General features: G+C 70.7%; 15 protein-coding genes. 9 read left to right on the top strand and 6 right to left on the bottom strand.

What is annotated here, in order from left to right:
• The first annotated feature begins 113 nt into the window (after window positions 1–113).
• Entirely contained in the window at window positions 114–1616 is a 1503-nt protein-coding gene (locus tag DI269_RS06750; RefSeq protein ID WP_112134374.1) for an alkaline phosphatase D family protein, read from the top strand.
• On the opposite strand, the gene DI269_RS06755 is transcribed toward DI269_RS06750, so the two are convergent.
• Window positions 1613–3199: a Na+/H+ antiporter gene (locus tag DI269_RS06755; protein ID WP_112134337.1), complete on the bottom strand. Its 1587-nt coding sequence runs from the start codon at window positions 3197–3199 to the stop codon at window positions 1613–1615. The genes DI269_RS06750 and DI269_RS06755 overlap by 4 nt on opposite strands.
• A 98-nt stretch (window positions 3200–3297) precedes the next feature.
• Here DI269_RS06755 and DI269_RS06760 point away from each other — a divergent pair, with 98 nt between their 5' ends.
• The 6 genes from DI269_RS06760 to DI269_RS06785 all read left to right on the top strand — a co-directional run bounded on the left by DI269_RS06760 (window position 3298) and on the right by DI269_RS06785 (window position 6578).
• The gene (locus DI269_RS06760) at window positions 3298–3762 is read left to right on the top strand and encodes a heme-degrading domain-containing protein (RefSeq protein WP_112134338.1); all 465 of its coding nucleotides are present in this window, start codon (window positions 3298–3300) and stop codon (window positions 3760–3762) included.
• 150 nt (window positions 3763–3912) lie between these two features.
• Complete coding sequence (locus tag DI269_RS06765; protein ID WP_112134339.1) at window positions 3913–4275, top strand: DUF2089 domain-containing protein; 363 nt, start codon at window positions 3913–3915, stop codon at window positions 4273–4275.
• Entirely contained in the window at window positions 4272–4532 is a 261-nt protein-coding gene (locus DI269_RS06770) for a hypothetical protein (protein WP_112134340.1), read from the top strand. Before DI269_RS06765 ends, DI269_RS06770 begins: the two co-directional genes overlap by 4 nt.
• 17 nt (window positions 4533–4549) lie before the next feature.
• Window positions 4550–4969 carry an SHOCT-like domain-containing protein gene (locus DI269_RS06775; RefSeq protein WP_112134341.1) on the top strand — a complete coding sequence of 140 codons (420 nt, stop codon included), beginning with the start codon at window positions 4550–4552 and terminating at the stop codon, window positions 4967–4969.
• A 59-nt stretch (window positions 4970–5028) separates the two neighbouring features.
• A complete protein-coding gene (locus DI269_RS06780) occupies window positions 5029–5820 on the top strand; it encodes an ABC transporter ATP-binding protein (RefSeq protein ID WP_112134342.1) in 792 nt (263 codons plus the stop codon).
• On the top strand, window positions 5817–6578 hold the full coding sequence (locus DI269_RS06785; protein WP_112134343.1) for an ABC transporter permease: 762 nt from the start codon (window positions 5817–5819) through the stop codon (window positions 6576–6578). The genes DI269_RS06780 and DI269_RS06785 overlap by 4 nt, the downstream gene beginning before the upstream one ends.
• Before the next feature lie 63 nt (window positions 6579–6641).
• Here DI269_RS06785 and DI269_RS06790 read toward each other — a convergent pair whose 3' ends face one another.
• Window positions 6642–8558, bottom strand: a complete 1917-nt coding sequence (locus DI269_RS06790) for a hypothetical protein (RefSeq protein ID WP_112134344.1) — start codon at window positions 8556–8558, stop codon at window positions 6642–6644.
• A 148-nt stretch (window positions 8559–8706) separates the two neighbouring features.
• On the opposite strand from DI269_RS06790, the gene DI269_RS06795 reads away from it, so the two are divergent.
• Entirely contained in the window at window positions 8707–9471 is a 765-nt protein-coding gene (locus tag DI269_RS06795) for an SIR2 family NAD-dependent protein deacylase (RefSeq protein WP_232822656.1), read from the top strand.
• Here DI269_RS06795 and DI269_RS06800 read toward each other — a convergent pair.
• The gene (locus tag DI269_RS06800) at window positions 9468–10451 is read right to left on the bottom strand and encodes a tetratricopeptide repeat protein (protein ID WP_157974801.1); all 984 of its coding nucleotides are present in this window, start codon (window positions 10449–10451) and stop codon (window positions 9468–9470) included. The genes DI269_RS06795 and DI269_RS06800 overlap by 4 nt on opposite strands.
• A 131-nt stretch (window positions 10452–10582) precedes the next feature.
• Entirely contained in the window at window positions 10583–11776 is a 1194-nt protein-coding gene (locus tag DI269_RS06805; protein WP_112134347.1) for an MFS transporter, read from the bottom strand.
• 209 nt (window positions 11777–11985) lie between these two features.
• Here DI269_RS06805 and DI269_RS06810 point away from each other — a divergent pair, with 209 nt between their 5' ends.
• Window positions 11986–12456, top strand: coding sequence for a MarR family winged helix-turn-helix transcriptional regulator (locus tag DI269_RS06810; protein ID WP_112134348.1), 471 nt, complete (start codon window positions 11986–11988; stop codon window positions 12454–12456).
• Here DI269_RS06810 and DI269_RS06815 read toward each other — a convergent pair.
• A complete protein-coding gene (locus DI269_RS06815; RefSeq protein WP_112134349.1) occupies window positions 12453–13022 on the bottom strand; it encodes an HAD-IA family hydrolase in 570 nt (189 codons plus the stop codon). The two genes, DI269_RS06810 and DI269_RS06815, sit on opposite strands and share 4 nt — an antisense overlap.
• Complete coding sequence (locus DI269_RS06820; protein WP_112134350.1) at window positions 12985–13917, bottom strand: hypothetical protein; 933 nt, start codon at window positions 13915–13917, stop codon at window positions 12985–12987. Before DI269_RS06820 ends, DI269_RS06815 begins: the two co-directional genes overlap by 38 nt.
• Window positions 13918–14221 lie beyond the last annotated feature (304 nt).

The raw sequence follows: 14221 nt of genomic DNA on the forward strand, positions 1-14221 counted from the left end.
CCGGTCGGTTTCGGGCAGAATCGGTGCAACCTTCCCGCAGCGCCGCGGCGTATGTACCTTTATGCGCCGCAATGGAGGCGCGTATCGAGTCCTGGATGGAGACCACTGTGCAGATGAACCGACGCCGGCTGCTGGCCGCGGGAGCCGGGGGCGCGGTCGCGCTCGGGGTCCCGGGGATCTCGTTCGCCGCCTCGCGGCCCGTGCTGACCCACGGGATCCAGTCCGGGGACGTGAGCGGGAGCGGGGCGGTCGTGTGGACGCGGGCCGACCGGGCCTCCCAGATGCGGGTCGAGCTCGCGGCGAGGCCGGACTTCAAGCGCGCCAGGACCATCACGGGCCCGGCGCTGACCGAGGCGACCGACTTCACCGGGAAGCTGCGGCTGGAGGGCCTGGAGCCGGGGACGACCTACCACTACCGGGTCAGCGCGCACGGCGACCACTGCTCGGCGCCGCTGGAAGGCTCGTTCACCACCGCCTCCGACGTGCCGGCCGACATCCGCTTCCAGTGGTCGGGCGACCTGGCCGGGCAGGGCTGGGGCATCAACCCCGACCTGGGCGGGTACCGGATCTTCGACACGATGGCGGCCTCGGACCCGGACTTCTTCCTGTGCTCGGGCGACTTCATCTACGCCGACAACCCGATCGCCGCCGAGGTCGTCCAGGCCGACGGGACCCTCTGGCGCAACGTCACCACCGAGGGCAAATCCAAGGTCGCCGAGACCTTGCAGGAGTTCCGGGCCCAGTTCCAGTACAACTTCCTCGACGACAACCTGCGCGAATACCTCGCGAAGGTGCCGATGGTGAACCAGTGGGACGACCACGAGGTGGTCAACAACTGGTACCCCGGCGAGATCCTCGACCTGCCCGAGTACACCGAGAAAAGCGTCGACGTGCTCGCCGCCCGCGCCCGGCAGGCGTTCCTCGAGTACACGCCCGGCGGCTTCGGCCCCGGCCCTGACGGGCGGATCTACCGCAGGATCGCCTACGGGCCCCTCATGGACCTGTTCGTGCTCGACATGCGGACCTTCAAGGACGCCAACGGCCCCAACAACGCCCCCGAGGGCGGGCGCCTCCTCGGCGACGAGCAGCGCGCCTGGCTCAAGGCCGAGCTGTCGGCCTCGACCGCGACGTGGAAGATCATCGCCGCCGACCTGCCGATCGGGCTCGTCATCGGCGACGGCACCAACATCTACGAGGGCATCGCCCAGCGCAACAACGGCGCGCCGCTGGGGCGCGAGGCCGACATCGCCGACGTCCTCGCCCACTGCAAGCGCGAGGAGATCCGGAACCTGGTGTGGCTGACCGCGGACGTCCACTACACCGCGGCCCACCACTACAGCCCCGACCGGGCCGCGTTCCAGGACTTCGACCCGTTCTGGGAGTTCGTGTCCGGGCCCTTGAACGCGGGCTCGTTCGGGCCCGGGCGCCTCGACGCCACGTTCGGTCCGCAGGTGGTGTTCCAGAAGCCGCCGCCGGTCGCGAACACGAACCCGGCCGTGGGCTACCAGTTCTTCGGCGAGGTCTTCATCGACGCCGAGACCGAGGTCTGCGAGGTGACCCTCAAGGACCTCGACGGCAACGACCTCTTCACGCAGGCCATCGAACCCGCCGCCTAGTCCTCGTCGTCGGGGTCCTCCAGGAGGCGGATCTCCTCGATGTCGAGAGTGGTCTGCATCCGGCGCAGGACCGCGTCGTCGATGCGGCGCTCGTTGCGCAGGCGGATCAGGGTGGTCCGCTTCTCGGCGATGATCGCCAGGCGCAGCCGGTCGTAGTCGCCGCGCAGCCGCGGCACGGTCTCGGGGCCGTCGTCCTCGGGGTCGGCGTCGAGGAAGTCGAGGTGCTCGCGCATCTCGGCCTCCAAGCGGCGCAGGGCCTCCGGGTGGGTCCCGTGCGCCTCGGCGAGCCGCGGCAGCGCTTCGAGCGCCGCGTTCGACGCCTGCGTCCGCGCGAAGTGGAGCTCCTCGTCGGGCTCGGTGTCCTCCGGGAGCCGGGCCCAGCGGATGACCGCCGGGAGGAAGAACGCCGGCAGGAGCATCACCACGATGACGCCGAAGGTCACGAACACGATGGTGTCGCGGCCGGGGAAGGGCGCGCCCGAGTCGATCACCGTCGGCACCGCGATCGCGATCGCGAGGGAGATCGCGCCGCGGAACCCCGACAGCCCCGAGACGATCCGGGCGCGCCAGCCGACCCGCAGGGCCCGCTGCTGCGGGCGCCGGTCCAGGAGCCGGATGAAGAACACCGACACGAACAGGAACGCGATCCGCACCGCGACCAGGACCGCCGAGACTGCGACGACCATGCCGAGCGCGTGGAGCAGGTCGGCGCCGACCATGCCGCGCACGGCCGACTGCGACTCGATGCCGATGAGGACGAACAGGGCGCCGTTGAGCAGGAACGTCACGAAGCCCCAGGTCGCGAAGATCTGGCGCCGCGCGGGAGCGGAGCCGTAGACGGGACTGGTCTGGCTGACGATGAGCCCGGCCGCGACCGCCGCGAGCACCCCGGAGGCGTGGATCAGCTCGGCGAGCAGGTACCCGGTGAAGGGGATCAGGAAGAAGATCGTCGAGGCCGCGAGCGTGTCGGTCGTGTGGCGCCGCAGGTAGACCCAGACGAGCGCGGCCAGGACGCCCGCGGCGATCCCGCCGCCGTAGGACACCAGCAGCTCCCAGCCGATGTGGGCGACGCTCAAATGCTCGCCTCCGACGACGACGCCCACGGCGAGGCCGAAGACGACCAGCGCGGTGCCGTCGTTGACCAGGGACTCGGCACGCAGGATCATGATCTGGCGCCGCGGCAGGAAGCGGGCGACGACGTTGACGGCCGTCGCGTCGGTCGGCGCGAGGGCCGCGCCGAGCACCCACGCCGGGCCCCACGGGAGGCCGAAGGCGTGCGCGGTGGCGGCGACGGCCGCGGCCGTGGCGACCACGAGCAGGGTGCTGGTCAGGAAGATCGCGCGCCGGTAGCGGCGGATCTCGCGCAGCGAGGTGTTGAACGCCTCCCACCACAGCAGCGCGGGCAGGAACAGGAGCAGGACGACTTCGGAGGGGAGCTCCAGGGCGCCGAAGGCGGGGATGAGGCCGAGGAGGACGCCGGCGGCGAGTTGCAGCACGGGCGCGGCGATCCCGGTGCGCTGCGCGCCGATGCGGCAGGCGACCAGGGCCGCGCCGATCACGACGATGAGTTCCAGACCCAGCATGAGCCGTATCCTTCCGCAGGTTCGAGAGGTACGGGCATATTCTCACGCCGACCCGTATCTTTGACCCCGCTGCCGAGACGACCGGAGGACATGCGGACATGAGCGACGCGATCACCGAACTGGAGCGCCAGGAAAGCGACCTGGTCTTCCCCTCGTTCGACCACGATGACGCGTGGAGGCTGGGCTCGCGCATCGCGCAGATCGCGCGGGAGGCCGGGCATCCGGTCGGCATCGACATCCGCCGCCCCGGCCTGATCCTGTTCCGCGCGGCGCTGCCGGGAAGCACCCCGGACCAGGAGTCGTGGATCGCGCGCAAGGCCGCGGTGGTCCTGCGCAAGGAGTCGAGCAGCGCGCTCGTGAAGATGCAGCTGGACGCCAAGGGCGTCTCCCCCGCGGACGCCGGGCTCGACCCGGTCGAGTACGCGGTGACCGGCGGGTCGTTCCCGATCCGGGTGGAGGGCGTCGGCGTGGTCGCGGCCGCGACGGCCTCGGGCCTGTCCTCGCTCGACGACCACGCGCTCATCGTCGAGGGCATCCGCGCCCACCTGGCCGAGCACGCCTAGGACCAGTAACCAGGATCAACCGCCCCTAACCGGGCGGTTTTTTCTTGCGTTCAATCAAGAAATTAAGAAACTCAAGATTCTTGAGTTGACTTCTTGATTTTCTCAAGTTACAAATGAAGGACGAACATCGTCGAGGGAGAAGGGGCCGGGATGGACTGGCAGGAGCTGACCGACCTGACGCGCGGGCAGGAGTTCAAGGTCGAGCGGGTCCGGCTCGTGGAGAGCGGGATCGCGGTCGAAGGCGAGTTCGAGCCGCCGCAGCTGGCGCAGCTCAGCGCCGACGACCAGGTGTTCGTCGCCGCGTTCGTCAGGTCGCACGGCTCGATCAAGGAGATGGAGCGGATCTTCGGGGTCAGCTACCCCACGGTCAAAGCCCGTCTCAACCGGATCGCCGGGCACCTCGACTTCGTCGACACCGACCCCGCCCCGACCGGCGCCGACGTCATCGAGCGGCTGCGCCAAGGGGACATCAGCGTCGACGAGGCGCTGGCGGAACTGGAGAGGTCCCGATGATCCCCCAACTGGTGACGGCGCGCTGGCGCCGCAAGGACGGCCGCTACCGGCGGCTGTTCCTCCCCGTGGTCCCGATCGTCCTGCTGCTGTCGCCGCTGCTGCTGCTCGCGGTCATCGGCGGGATCATCGCGTGCCTGATGTTCGACCTGCCGCCCTTCAAAACACTCGCCGGCGTGGGGCGCATCTTCTGGGCGCTGCCGGGCGCCCGCTTCGAGATCGAGCAGGGCCGCACGGCTGTGCTCGTCTCCGTCAGATGAAAAGGAAACCGGGAACCGTGAACGAACAGCGACGCCAGATCCTCCAGATGCTGGCCGAAGGCAAGATCACCACCGACGAGGCCGAGCGCCTCCTGACCGCCGTCGAGGCCGAGGAGCCCGAGGCGGCCGTGCCGGCCCGCACCAAGGGTAGGCCCAAGTTCCTGCGCCTGGTCGTGGACGCCAACGACGAGTACAGCGGCGAGACCAAGGTCAACATCCGGGTGCCGCTCAAGCTGCTGCGCGCCGGGGTCAAGCTCGCGGTCTTCGTGCCGCCGCAGGCACTGGAGCGGGCCAACCAGGAGCTCCACAAGCAGGGCGTGGCGATCGACCTGACCGAGATCAAGCCGAACCAGCTCGAAGACCTGGTCGACGCCCTCGACGAGCTCACCCTGGACGTCGACCAGACCGACACCAAGGTGCGCATCTTCTGCGAGTAGCGGTCGTGATCGACCTCGGCCTGCTGCTCGCCCTCTTTCCACCGCCGAATCGAGGAGCCATGAACACCCCTGTGCCACCGGCCATTCAGATCAAGGGCGTCCAGAAGTCCTACAAGGACCTGCACGTGCTCAAGGGAGTCGACTTCGACGTCGCCCGCGGCAGCATCTTCGCGCTGCTGGGGTCCAACGGCGCCGGCAAGACCACCCTCGTGCGGATCCTGTCCACCCTGCTCAAACCGGACGGGGGCACGGCGAGCGTCAACGGCTTCGACGTCGCCTCCGAGCCGGAGCGGGTCCGCGAGTCCATCAGCCTCACCGGGCAGTTCGCCGCGGTCGACGAGGTCCTCACCGGCCGCGAGAACCTGGTCATGATCGCCAGGCTCCGGCAGGCCAAGGGACCCAAGCAGATCGCCGACGCGCTGCTGGAGCGGTTCGGCCTCGCCGACGCCGGCGGGCGGCGCGTCGCGACCTACTCCGGCGGGATGCGCCGCCGCCTGGACATCGCCATGAGCCTCATCGGCGAACCGCCGGTGATCTTCCTCGACGAGCCAACCACCGGGCTCGACCCCGAGGCCCGCATCGAGGTCTGGAACGTGATCCAGGACCTCGCCGACTCCGGGACCACGGTCCTGCTGACCACGCAGTACCTCGACGAGGCGGAGAAGCTCGCCGACCGCATCGCAATCCTGCACCAGGGCACCATCATCGTGTCCGGGACGCTCGCCGAGCTGCGGGCCCTGCTGCCTTCGGCGACGGTCGAGTACGTGGAGCGGCAGCCGACCCTCGAAGAGGTCTTCCTCGCCGTCGTCGGCGACAAGTCCCCCGCGAACGACGAGGAGGCGCGGTCATGAGCGCGCACACCCTGAGCAACACCAACGTCCTGCTGGGGCGCTCGATGCGCCACATCACCCGCAGCCTGGACACCATCATCACCGTGACGCTCACGCCGATCGCGATGATGCTGCTGTTCGTGTACGTGCTCGGCGGGGCGATCGAGGCCGGGACCGACAACTACGTCAACTACCTGATGCCCGGAATCCTGATCATGGCGATCGCCAGCGGCATCGCGTACACGTCGTTCCGGTTGTACGGGGACCTCCAGAGCGGGATCTTCGAGCGTTTCCACTCCATGCCGATCGCGAGGTCGGCGGTGCTGTGGGCGCACGTCATGACCTCGGTCGTGTCCAACCTGCTGTCGCTGGTCATCATCTTCGGGGTGGGCCTGCTCATGGGCTTCCACTCCTCGGCGGGATTCCTCGACTGGCTCGCGGTCGCGGGCATCCTGGTGCTGTTCACGCTGGCGCTGACGTGGGTCGCGATCATCGCAGGCCTGCTGGCGTCCACTCCGGACGGTGCGGGGGCGTTCGCGTACCCGCTGATCTTCCTGCCGTTCATCTCCTCGGCGTTCGTCCCGACCGACACGATGCCCGGACCGGTGCGCGCCTTCGCCGAGCACCAGCCGGTCACCTCGATCGTCAACACCATCCGGGCGCTGTACGACCAGCGGCCGGTCAACGACGACATCTGGATCGCCCTCGCCTGGTGCACGGGCGTCCTCATCGCCGCCTACGCCGTCGCAATGGTCGTCTACCACAAGAAGATCGCTTGATCCGCAAGGGAAACCAGGGCGGGCCGGCCCCTGGACTGGGGCCGGCCCGCGATGCGTCCGGGGCTAGCGGAGCCCGTAGGAGCGGATGGTGGAGTGGGCGACGGTGTTGCCCGCGTCGTCGGCGGCGGTGAAGCGGATCGAGACGAACTCGGCGCCCGCGGGGTGGACGAGTTCGGCGGTGGAGGTGTTCCCGTCGCGGTCGATCGGGACGGGGGTCCAGGTCGCGCCGTCGTCGTAGGAGACCTCGAAGGTCATGGCCGTGCAGGTCTGCTGCTCGGCGCCGGGCTGGGTGGCGAACGCCAGCGTGACCTGCTGGGGCGCATCGGCGTCGGCGAAGCCGTTCTCGATGCCCTCGGCGTCGAAGTCCACGACGGACACCGGGAGGACGGTGTCTTCGGTGCCCGGTGCGGTCGCGAAGGACCACTCGGCGGTCGAGTCGGTGCCGAGGACCGTCCACGGGACGTCGCGGTGCGACTCGGCGTACAGGTCGTAGCGGCCGGCCGGGACCAGGGCGAGCTCGGTCGCCATCTCACCGCCGTACTCGGACTTCGCTATCCCGAGCCCGTTCTGGGAGAGGACGGTCTGGCCCGGGGTCTCGTAGTTGTTGACCGCCTCGTCGGGCGAGCCGCTTGAGTGCATCGACGGGTTGGTCAGCAGCAGGTCTGCGTCCTCCCAGCGGTAGAAGCGCGGCACGAAGTACGCGGCTCCCGCGAGGTCGAGCCCCACCGTGACCGGCCCCTGGTTCCAGCCGGTCTCGGTGGTCGAGCCCCCTTTCAGGACGCCGCTGTGGTGCATGACGTCGGCCCGCTGCCCGTCCTCGGAGTCGAGGCCGAGGATGCCGAGGTGGCTCCAGCTGAGGTCCGGTCCGGCCGAGTAGAACTCGGTGCGCGTCGAAGGCAGGTCGACGTAGCCGCTGTCCATGTAGCCCGACATCGAGTAGACGGAGTGGACGGCGAGGTTGACCCGGTACATCCGGGCGTCGACGCCGAGGCTGTCGTAGTCCATCTCGACGCGGGCCAGGTCCTCGTCGCGGACGCGGAAGGCCGGATCGGCGGGGATGCCGTCGGTGTGCTGGCCGTAGAGGCTGTAGCTGTAGGGCTCGGCGGACCCTTCGGGACTCGTCAGCTCGTCGCGCAGGTTGAAGCCGACGTCCCTTCCGGTGGTGTCCCAGTCGGTCGGGACCACGGAGATCGCCCAGTCGCCGTCGGTCATCAGGCCGCCCTGGACGCCGTCCCGGGTGCCCGGCAGGTAGCTGAAGGCGGAGAACTCGCGCCACTGCGTCTCGGCCTCGCGGTCGGTGTCGAAGCCGACCGGGGTCGCGGCGGCGCCGTCGAAGACGATCGGCTCGGCGGCGGCGTCGACGCGGACGTCGAGGACTCCGGCGACGGTCTCCTGCGTCGCGAACCGGTCCATCGAGGGCACCATCTGGTAGTGCCCGGGCGCGAGTTCGAGGGTGCCGGTGCCGCCGTCGAAGATCTCGGAGTTGTACTCCCCCGTGTCGACGTCGATCCAGCGCAGGAAGGTCGCGTCGGGCGCGGTGCCGTCCGGCCACAGGCCGGTGAAGTCGACCTGGATGAGCGCCGGTTCGCCGCCCTGCGGCGCGGTCTCGGTTTGAAGGAGTTCGGCCGCTTCGGGGTCGCCCGCGTCGGTGATCCCGAGGCGCGCCAGCGCGTCGATGTTGAACTGCTCCAGGGAGAGTCCGCCGTCGGCGAGCGCGGCGAGGGCGTCGACGGGGACGATGAGCCGGTCGCCGTCGGGTTCCTGTGCGGTGTGGAACGCCGCGGTGCCGTCGGCGGGTTCGGTGCGGTAGGAGCCGTCGGCGGTCAGGTGGACCAGGTCGCCGGTGGGGAGGGTGATCGCGTCCAGTTGCGAGTGCCCCGGGTCGTCCCGCGGTTCGGCCGGTGGTTCGGCCTGGACGGGGTTCGCGGCCGCGGCCAGTCCGATCGCCGCTAGGACGGCCAGTGAGTGCCGTTTCGACATGGCGTCTCCAGTTCGCTTCGGGGGCAACGAATTTCGTGCCCGCCACAAAGGCGCTGCCTACGCGGTATCCGGTTGCGTCGGGGACGGGACGGGTTCGCGGCGCCGGTGGGTCGCCCGGGTGCGGCGGGTCTGGGGTACGTTCGCTCAGGTGAGCGTGACTTCCGTATCCGAGGTGGCCCGGTGGTTCGGGGAGGCCGAGGCGGTCGTGGTCCTGACCGGGGCCGGGATCTCCACCGAGTCGGGCATCCCGGACTTCCGCGGGCCGCAGGGGGTCTGGACGAGGAACCCGGCGGCCCAGCACCTGTTCACGTTCGAGAACTACGTGGCCGATCCCGAGGTGCGGCGGCAGGCGTGGGCGGCGCGGCTGGCGAGTCCGGTGTGGACGGCCGAGCCGAACGCGGGGCACCGGGCGCTGGCCGAATTCGAGCGGACGGGGCGGCTGCGGGCGGTCCTGACGCAGAACATCGACGGGCTGCACCAGGCGGCGGGTTCGTCGGCGGGGCTCGTGGTCGAGCTGCACGGCACTGCGCGGGAGACGGCGTGCCTGGAGTGCGGGGACCGGCTGCCGATGGCCGAGGTGCTGCCGCGGATCGAAACGGGAGAAGCGGATCCGGCCTGCCTGGAGTGCGGCGGGATCTTGAAGTCTGCGACGATCTCGTTCGGGCAGCAGCTGGATGCGGACGTGATCGAGGCGGCGGTTGCGGCGACGCGGGGGGCGGACCTGTTCGTCGCGATCGGGACCTCGCTCGGCGTCTACCCGGCGGCGGGCCTGTGCGACTACGCGGTGGCCCGCGGGACGCGCCTGGTCGTGGTCAATGCGGAGCCGACCCCGTACGACGGTGACGCCGCCGCGGTGCTGCGCGAGCCGATCGGCGAGGTGCTGCCGCGTCTGGTCGCGGCCGGGGCCCGTTAGGAGGGGTCCTCGCCGCGGGCGCGGAGGGTCGCGTAGATCCTGGTGTTGCGGTAGGCGGTGAAGGTGCCGTCCTGCGGGTTCGCGGTGTGGGCGATGAGGTCGCAGGCCTCTTGGAAGCGGTCGAGGGCCTCGTCGAGGCGGTCCTGGCGGAACAGGGCGGTGCCGAGTTCGTACATGGTGCGGTGCCGCAGTTTGGCGAGGTGCCTGCCGTCCTCGCTGCCGCCGTTCGCGGTTCGTTGCAGGGATTCGCGGAGGACGGCTTCGGCGTCGCGGGCTCTGCCGGAGGCGAGCTGGCACTGGGCGGTGCCGACGTCGAGGAACCCGGTCTCCCAGGGGTCGGATTCGCGACGGGCGCGTTTGCGGGCCTCCTCCAGCAGCGGCAGGGCCTGCTCGAATTCACCGGCCTCCACGAGGGAGGCGCCGGTGAGCTGGGCGAAGACGGTCTGCTCGTCCTCGTCGAGGCCGAGGCGGGTGCGGTCGCGGACGAGTTCAGCGGCGGTGTCCTTGAAGCGGCGGTGGGAGCCGGCCCGGCGGTGGAGTTCGGCGAGGTCCTGTGCGGCGAAGACGTAGTCGATGCCGCCTTCGTCGCGGAGGCTCTCGGCGAGGTCTTGGGCGCGTTGTATCTTCCGCTGGGCGCGGGGGCCGCCGATGGGGCGCTCCTGGGACTGGATGCGGCGCAGTTCGTAGACGACGAGGGCGTCGGGGCCGTAGACGACGGCGGCTTCGCGGACGATGGAGCCGAGGCGGTCGCGCAGGCGCTTGGGGTCGGTGCCGGCCTCGTGGAGGGCCTGGGCGCAGCGGAGGCGGACGTCGGTGAGGAGCGGGTCGAGGCGGGAGAGGTGGGCTTCGGCGGTGTCGAGGGCCCGGCCCGCGAGCTTGGCGCGGCGGCGGGGGGCGAGGTCGTCGCCGTGCAGGTCGTCGTCGCCGACGAACACCTTCAGGTGCGCGGTCTTCAACGCGTAGCGCTCCTGCTCAGACATCCCGTACACCGCTCGGCCTCCCACTCGCCCGGGCTACCAAGGTAGCGCCTGGGGCGGGGACCGGTCCCCTCGATATCCGGGGACGGGACCGGCCGCGCCCGTCGGGGCGCGGCCGGTGTCGTCGGGTCGGGTCAGGGTCGGGCGGGTTCGCCGACCGGGACCGCTTGCGGGGCAATGCGGTCGGTCTGCCGGTCGAGGGCGCCGGACCAGGCGGTCACCGCGAACGCGAGTGCGGCCATGACTGCGCCGACCCACAGCGGCGAGGTGTAGCCCAGGCCCGCGCCGATGGTGAGGCCGCCGGCGTAGGCGCCGATGGAGATGCCCAGGTTCGCGCCTGAGGACGCGATCGCGGAGGCGAGGGTCGGGGCGCCCGCGGCCTTGTCGATGGCGCGGGTCATGAAGCCGGGGACGGTGGCGAAGCCGGCGCCGCCCAGGAGCATGAGCGTGACGGCGGCGGCGATCTGGAAGTGCGCGGTGAACGTGAAGGCCACCAGGACGACCGCGAGCAGGGCCGTCGTCACCAGCAGGGTCGGGACCTGGGCCCGGTCGGCGAAGCGGCCGCCCAGGAGGTTGCCGATGACCAGGCCCACGCCGAAGAGGACGAGCAGGCCGGTGAGGGAGCCGGACGAGTACCCGGCGACCTCGGTCATCAGCGGCGCGACGTAGCTGTAGCCGGCGAACAGGGCGCCGATGCTCAGGCCCGCGATGGCGACGGCGAGCCAGACCTGGAGGCGCTTGAACTCGGCGAGCTCGCGGCGCAGGCTCGACTCCGCCGGGCGCGGCTGCTTGGGCACCAGGAAGAGGATGCCGAGCAGGCTGACCAGGCCGAAGGCGGTGATCATCCAGAAGGTCGCGCGCCAGCCGTAGCCCTGGCCGACCCAGGTCCCGAGCGGGGAGCCGACCACGTTGGCGACCGTCAGGCCGGTGAAGACCATGGAGATCGCGCGGGACCGCTTCGACTCGTCGACGAGGTCGGCGGCGACGACCGAGGCGACGCCGAAGAAGGCGCCGTGGCAGACGGCGGCCACGATGCGGCCGGTCATCAGGAGGCCGTAGGTCTCGGCGACGGCCGCGATGAGGTTGCCCGCGATGAACAGCAGCATCAGGATGACGAGCATGTTCTTGCGCGGCAGGCGGGTTCCCGCGGCGGTGGCGATCGGGCCGCCGACCACGACGCCGAGCGCGTATCCGGAGATGAGCAGCCCCGCGGTCGGCAGGCTCACCCCCATCTCGTCGCCGATCTCGGGCAGCAGGCCCGAGACCACGAATTCTGTGGTGCCGATACCGAACGCACTGATCATCAGCGCGAAGAGTGCAAGAGGCATGGCCCTCCGGACTCCTTCTGTTGGAATGCATGGACTGTCAACGGGCGGCGGCCGAAGCCTCCCGGTGCGGACGGCGCGGACCGCGCCCCGAAGCAATTCTATGCATACGCATAAGACGTCCATGCATGAGTTGCAAGAGCAAGTTATGGAGGTGCATGATAAAGTTCATTGCAGCGCCGTTACGCGGCCGAGCCCAGGAGGTCGACGACATGCCACTTGTCACCACGGTGAGTCCGCGCATCCAGCTCCCGTCCGCCCTTGAGCGGCACTGGCAGTCGATGCGGATCCTGCAAGGCCAGGTCGACGACGCGGCCGGCCGCGCCCTCGGCGCCGAGCACGGCCTCTCGCTCTCGGAGTACACGGCCCTGGCCGCGCTCCACTACTCCGACGACGACGGGCACCTGCGCCAGCAGATCCTCGCCGACGCCATCCCGCTCAACCAGAGCTCGCTCAGCCGCCTCGTCGGGCGCCTGGAGAAGCTGGGCCTGACCGAGCGGTACGTGTGCCCCAACGACCGCCGCGGCGTCTACACCCAGATCACCGACGCCGGCAGGGCCAAAGTGGAGGAAGCGCGCCCGACCTACCTCAGGGTCCTGCGCGAGCACCTGGGCGAAGCGGCGGAGGCGGACTCCATCGCGGTCGTGCAGCCGCTCGGCAGGACCCTCGAAGCCGAGTCCTAGACGTCGGTCGCGATGCGCCCCAGGAGGTCTCCGGGGGCGGCGACCGTGAGGTCGACTTCGCCGGCCGCGGCTCCCAGGCCTGGTCCGGCCACACCTGAGACGCGCGCGCCCGCCGCGCGGGCGGCGCGCACCCCGACTTCGGCGTCCTCGACCACCAGGCAGTCCTCCGGCGGGACGCCCAGGCGCCGCGCGGCCTTCAGGTAGCCCTCCGGGTCGGGCTTGCCCCTGGTGACGTCGTCGGCGGTGACCAGGACGTCCGGGACCCGGAAACCGGTGGCGCGCAACCGGACCGTCGCGGTCGGGCGGCTCCCGGAGGTCACGATCGCCCACGGCAGCCCGCGGGCCGACAGCTCCTCGGTGAGGGCCACGGCCCCCGCGCAGGCGCGCACGCCCGCGAGGTCGGCGGCCTGGACGCGTTCGAGCTCGGCGCCTTCGGAGGCGGCGTCGAGGTGCGGGGTCAGCAGCCGCACGGTCTCGTAGGCGCGGCGGCCCGGCAGCAGCGGGACGACATCGTCCCAGGCCAGCTCGCTACAGCAGGCCGAGCGCCTCGTGCTGGGAGACCGCACCGGTGGTCTCCAGCTGGCGGACCGCGTTCTCCAGGAAGAGCACGCCGTACAGGTAGTGGCCCTGCGCGAGGTCGATCGGGCTCAGGGCCTCCTCGTCGTCCTCGCCGGTGCGCTTCTTGATGTCCGACAGTCGGCACGCCGCCTCGCCGAGCAGGTGGAAGGCGTGGCCGAGCAGGTACCTGGACTCCCAGCCGGGGTCGTCCTCGGTCATCTCCCGGAACGGCTCCAGCGACCGCATGAGCGGCAGCAGCCCGTGCGCGGCGGCGAGGTAGGACGCGATGGCGGCGGCGATCGCGTCCCGCAGGCGCGCGTCGAGGTCGATGCCGCGGCGCTCGGCGCGGTCGACGGCGGCCGCCTTGATGTCGCGGAACGCGTCGGTCGCGAACACGTAGTGGCCCGAGATGAGGGCCCGGTCGGTGTCGGTGGCCCGGGTGCCCGGGCGCATCCACTTCTCCCACGAGCGGGACTCGTAGGACAGGGCCAGGAACCGCTCCAGCTGGACGTTGAGCCCCAGCTCCCGCAGCAGCGCGGCCAGCGCCCGGCTCTCCACGACCCCGAACTCCGGGGCCACGTTCAGCGCGTCGACGCCGGCGCGCTCCAGGTGGCCCAGCTGCTCGCGGGTGAGGTAGTCGCAGTTGTGGGCCTTGAGCGCGACGCCGTGGCGGCGGGTGACGGCGGCCAGTTCGCGGACCGTGGAGGAGACGGCGAACGGGGCGATGCCGAGCGCGCCGACGTTGACGGTCTCCAGGACCTTGGTGCCGGTCTGGACCACGATGAACACGGGGTCGGGGAGCCCGGCTCCGCGCAGCCGCGCGAGGGCGGCGCCGACCTGCTCGTCGAACTCGGCCGGGTCGTTGGTGTCCGAGCCCTGGTCCTCGAAGCCGATCTCGAACATCGGCTCGACTCCGATGGAGCGGGCGAACTCGACGGCGCCGGCGTACAGCTCGACGGCGCGGTCGATGGCGGCCTCGACGGGGGCGGTGCCGTCCAGGTCGACGGAGGTGTCGACGTGGAGCAGGTCGAAGCCCTGCCGGATGTCCTCCTCATAGGACCGGGCGGCGGACTTGACGGCCTCGCTGAGGCTGTAAAACTCCTCAGTGGAGTAGTGGATGCTACCGTCAGACCAACCGGTTGGCTAGGGCTTGTCGGTGATCGGACTCCCGCCCGGAACGCGCTTCGGGCCGGGTCCCTTGCGCTGC

Origin of the sequence: Glycomyces dulcitolivorans, from assembly GCF_003265355.1 — a bacterium.
GTDB classification, from domain to species: domain Bacteria; phylum Actinomycetota; class Actinomycetes; order Mycobacteriales; family Micromonosporaceae; genus Glycomyces; species Glycomyces dulcitolivorans.

Coding starts and splice junctions, on each gene's coding strand:
- DI269_RS06790 (WP_112134344.1), bottom strand. CDS start 8,558: ATGTCGAAACGGCACTCACTGGCCGTCCTAGCGGCGATCGGACTGGCC.
- DI269_RS06810 (WP_112134348.1), top strand. CDS start 11,986: ATGCCACTTGTCACCACGGTGAGTCCGCGCATCCAGCTCCCGTCCGCC.
- DI269_RS06805 (WP_112134347.1), bottom strand. CDS start 11,776: ATGCCTCTTGCACTCTTCGCGCTGATGATCAGTGCGTTCGGTATCGGC.
- DI269_RS06820 (WP_112134350.1), bottom strand. CDS start 13,917: ATGTTCGAGATCGGCTTCGAGGACCAGGGCTCGGACACCAACGACCCG.
- DI269_RS06800 (WP_157974801.1), bottom strand. CDS start 10,451: ATGTCTGAGCAGGAGCGCTACGCGTTGAAGACCGCGCACCTGAAGGTG.
- DI269_RS06765 (WP_112134339.1), top strand. CDS start 3,913: ATGGACTGGCAGGAGCTGACCGACCTGACGCGCGGGCAGGAGTTCAAG.
- DI269_RS06770 (WP_112134340.1), top strand. CDS start 4,272: ATGATCCCCCAACTGGTGACGGCGCGCTGGCGCCGCAAGGACGGCCGC.
- DI269_RS06755 (WP_112134337.1), bottom strand. CDS start 3,199: ATGCTGGGTCTGGAACTCATCGTCGTGATCGGCGCGGCCCTGGTCGCC.
- DI269_RS06780 (WP_112134342.1), top strand. CDS start 5,029: ATGAACACCCCTGTGCCACCGGCCATTCAGATCAAGGGCGTCCAGAAG.
- DI269_RS06785 (WP_112134343.1), top strand. CDS start 5,817: ATGAGCGCGCACACCCTGAGCAACACCAACGTCCTGCTGGGGCGCTCG.
- DI269_RS06750 (WP_112134374.1), top strand. CDS start 114: ATGAACCGACGCCGGCTGCTGGCCGCGGGAGCCGGGGGCGCGGTCGCG.
- DI269_RS06760 (WP_112134338.1), top strand. CDS start 3,298: ATGAGCGACGCGATCACCGAACTGGAGCGCCAGGAAAGCGACCTGGTC.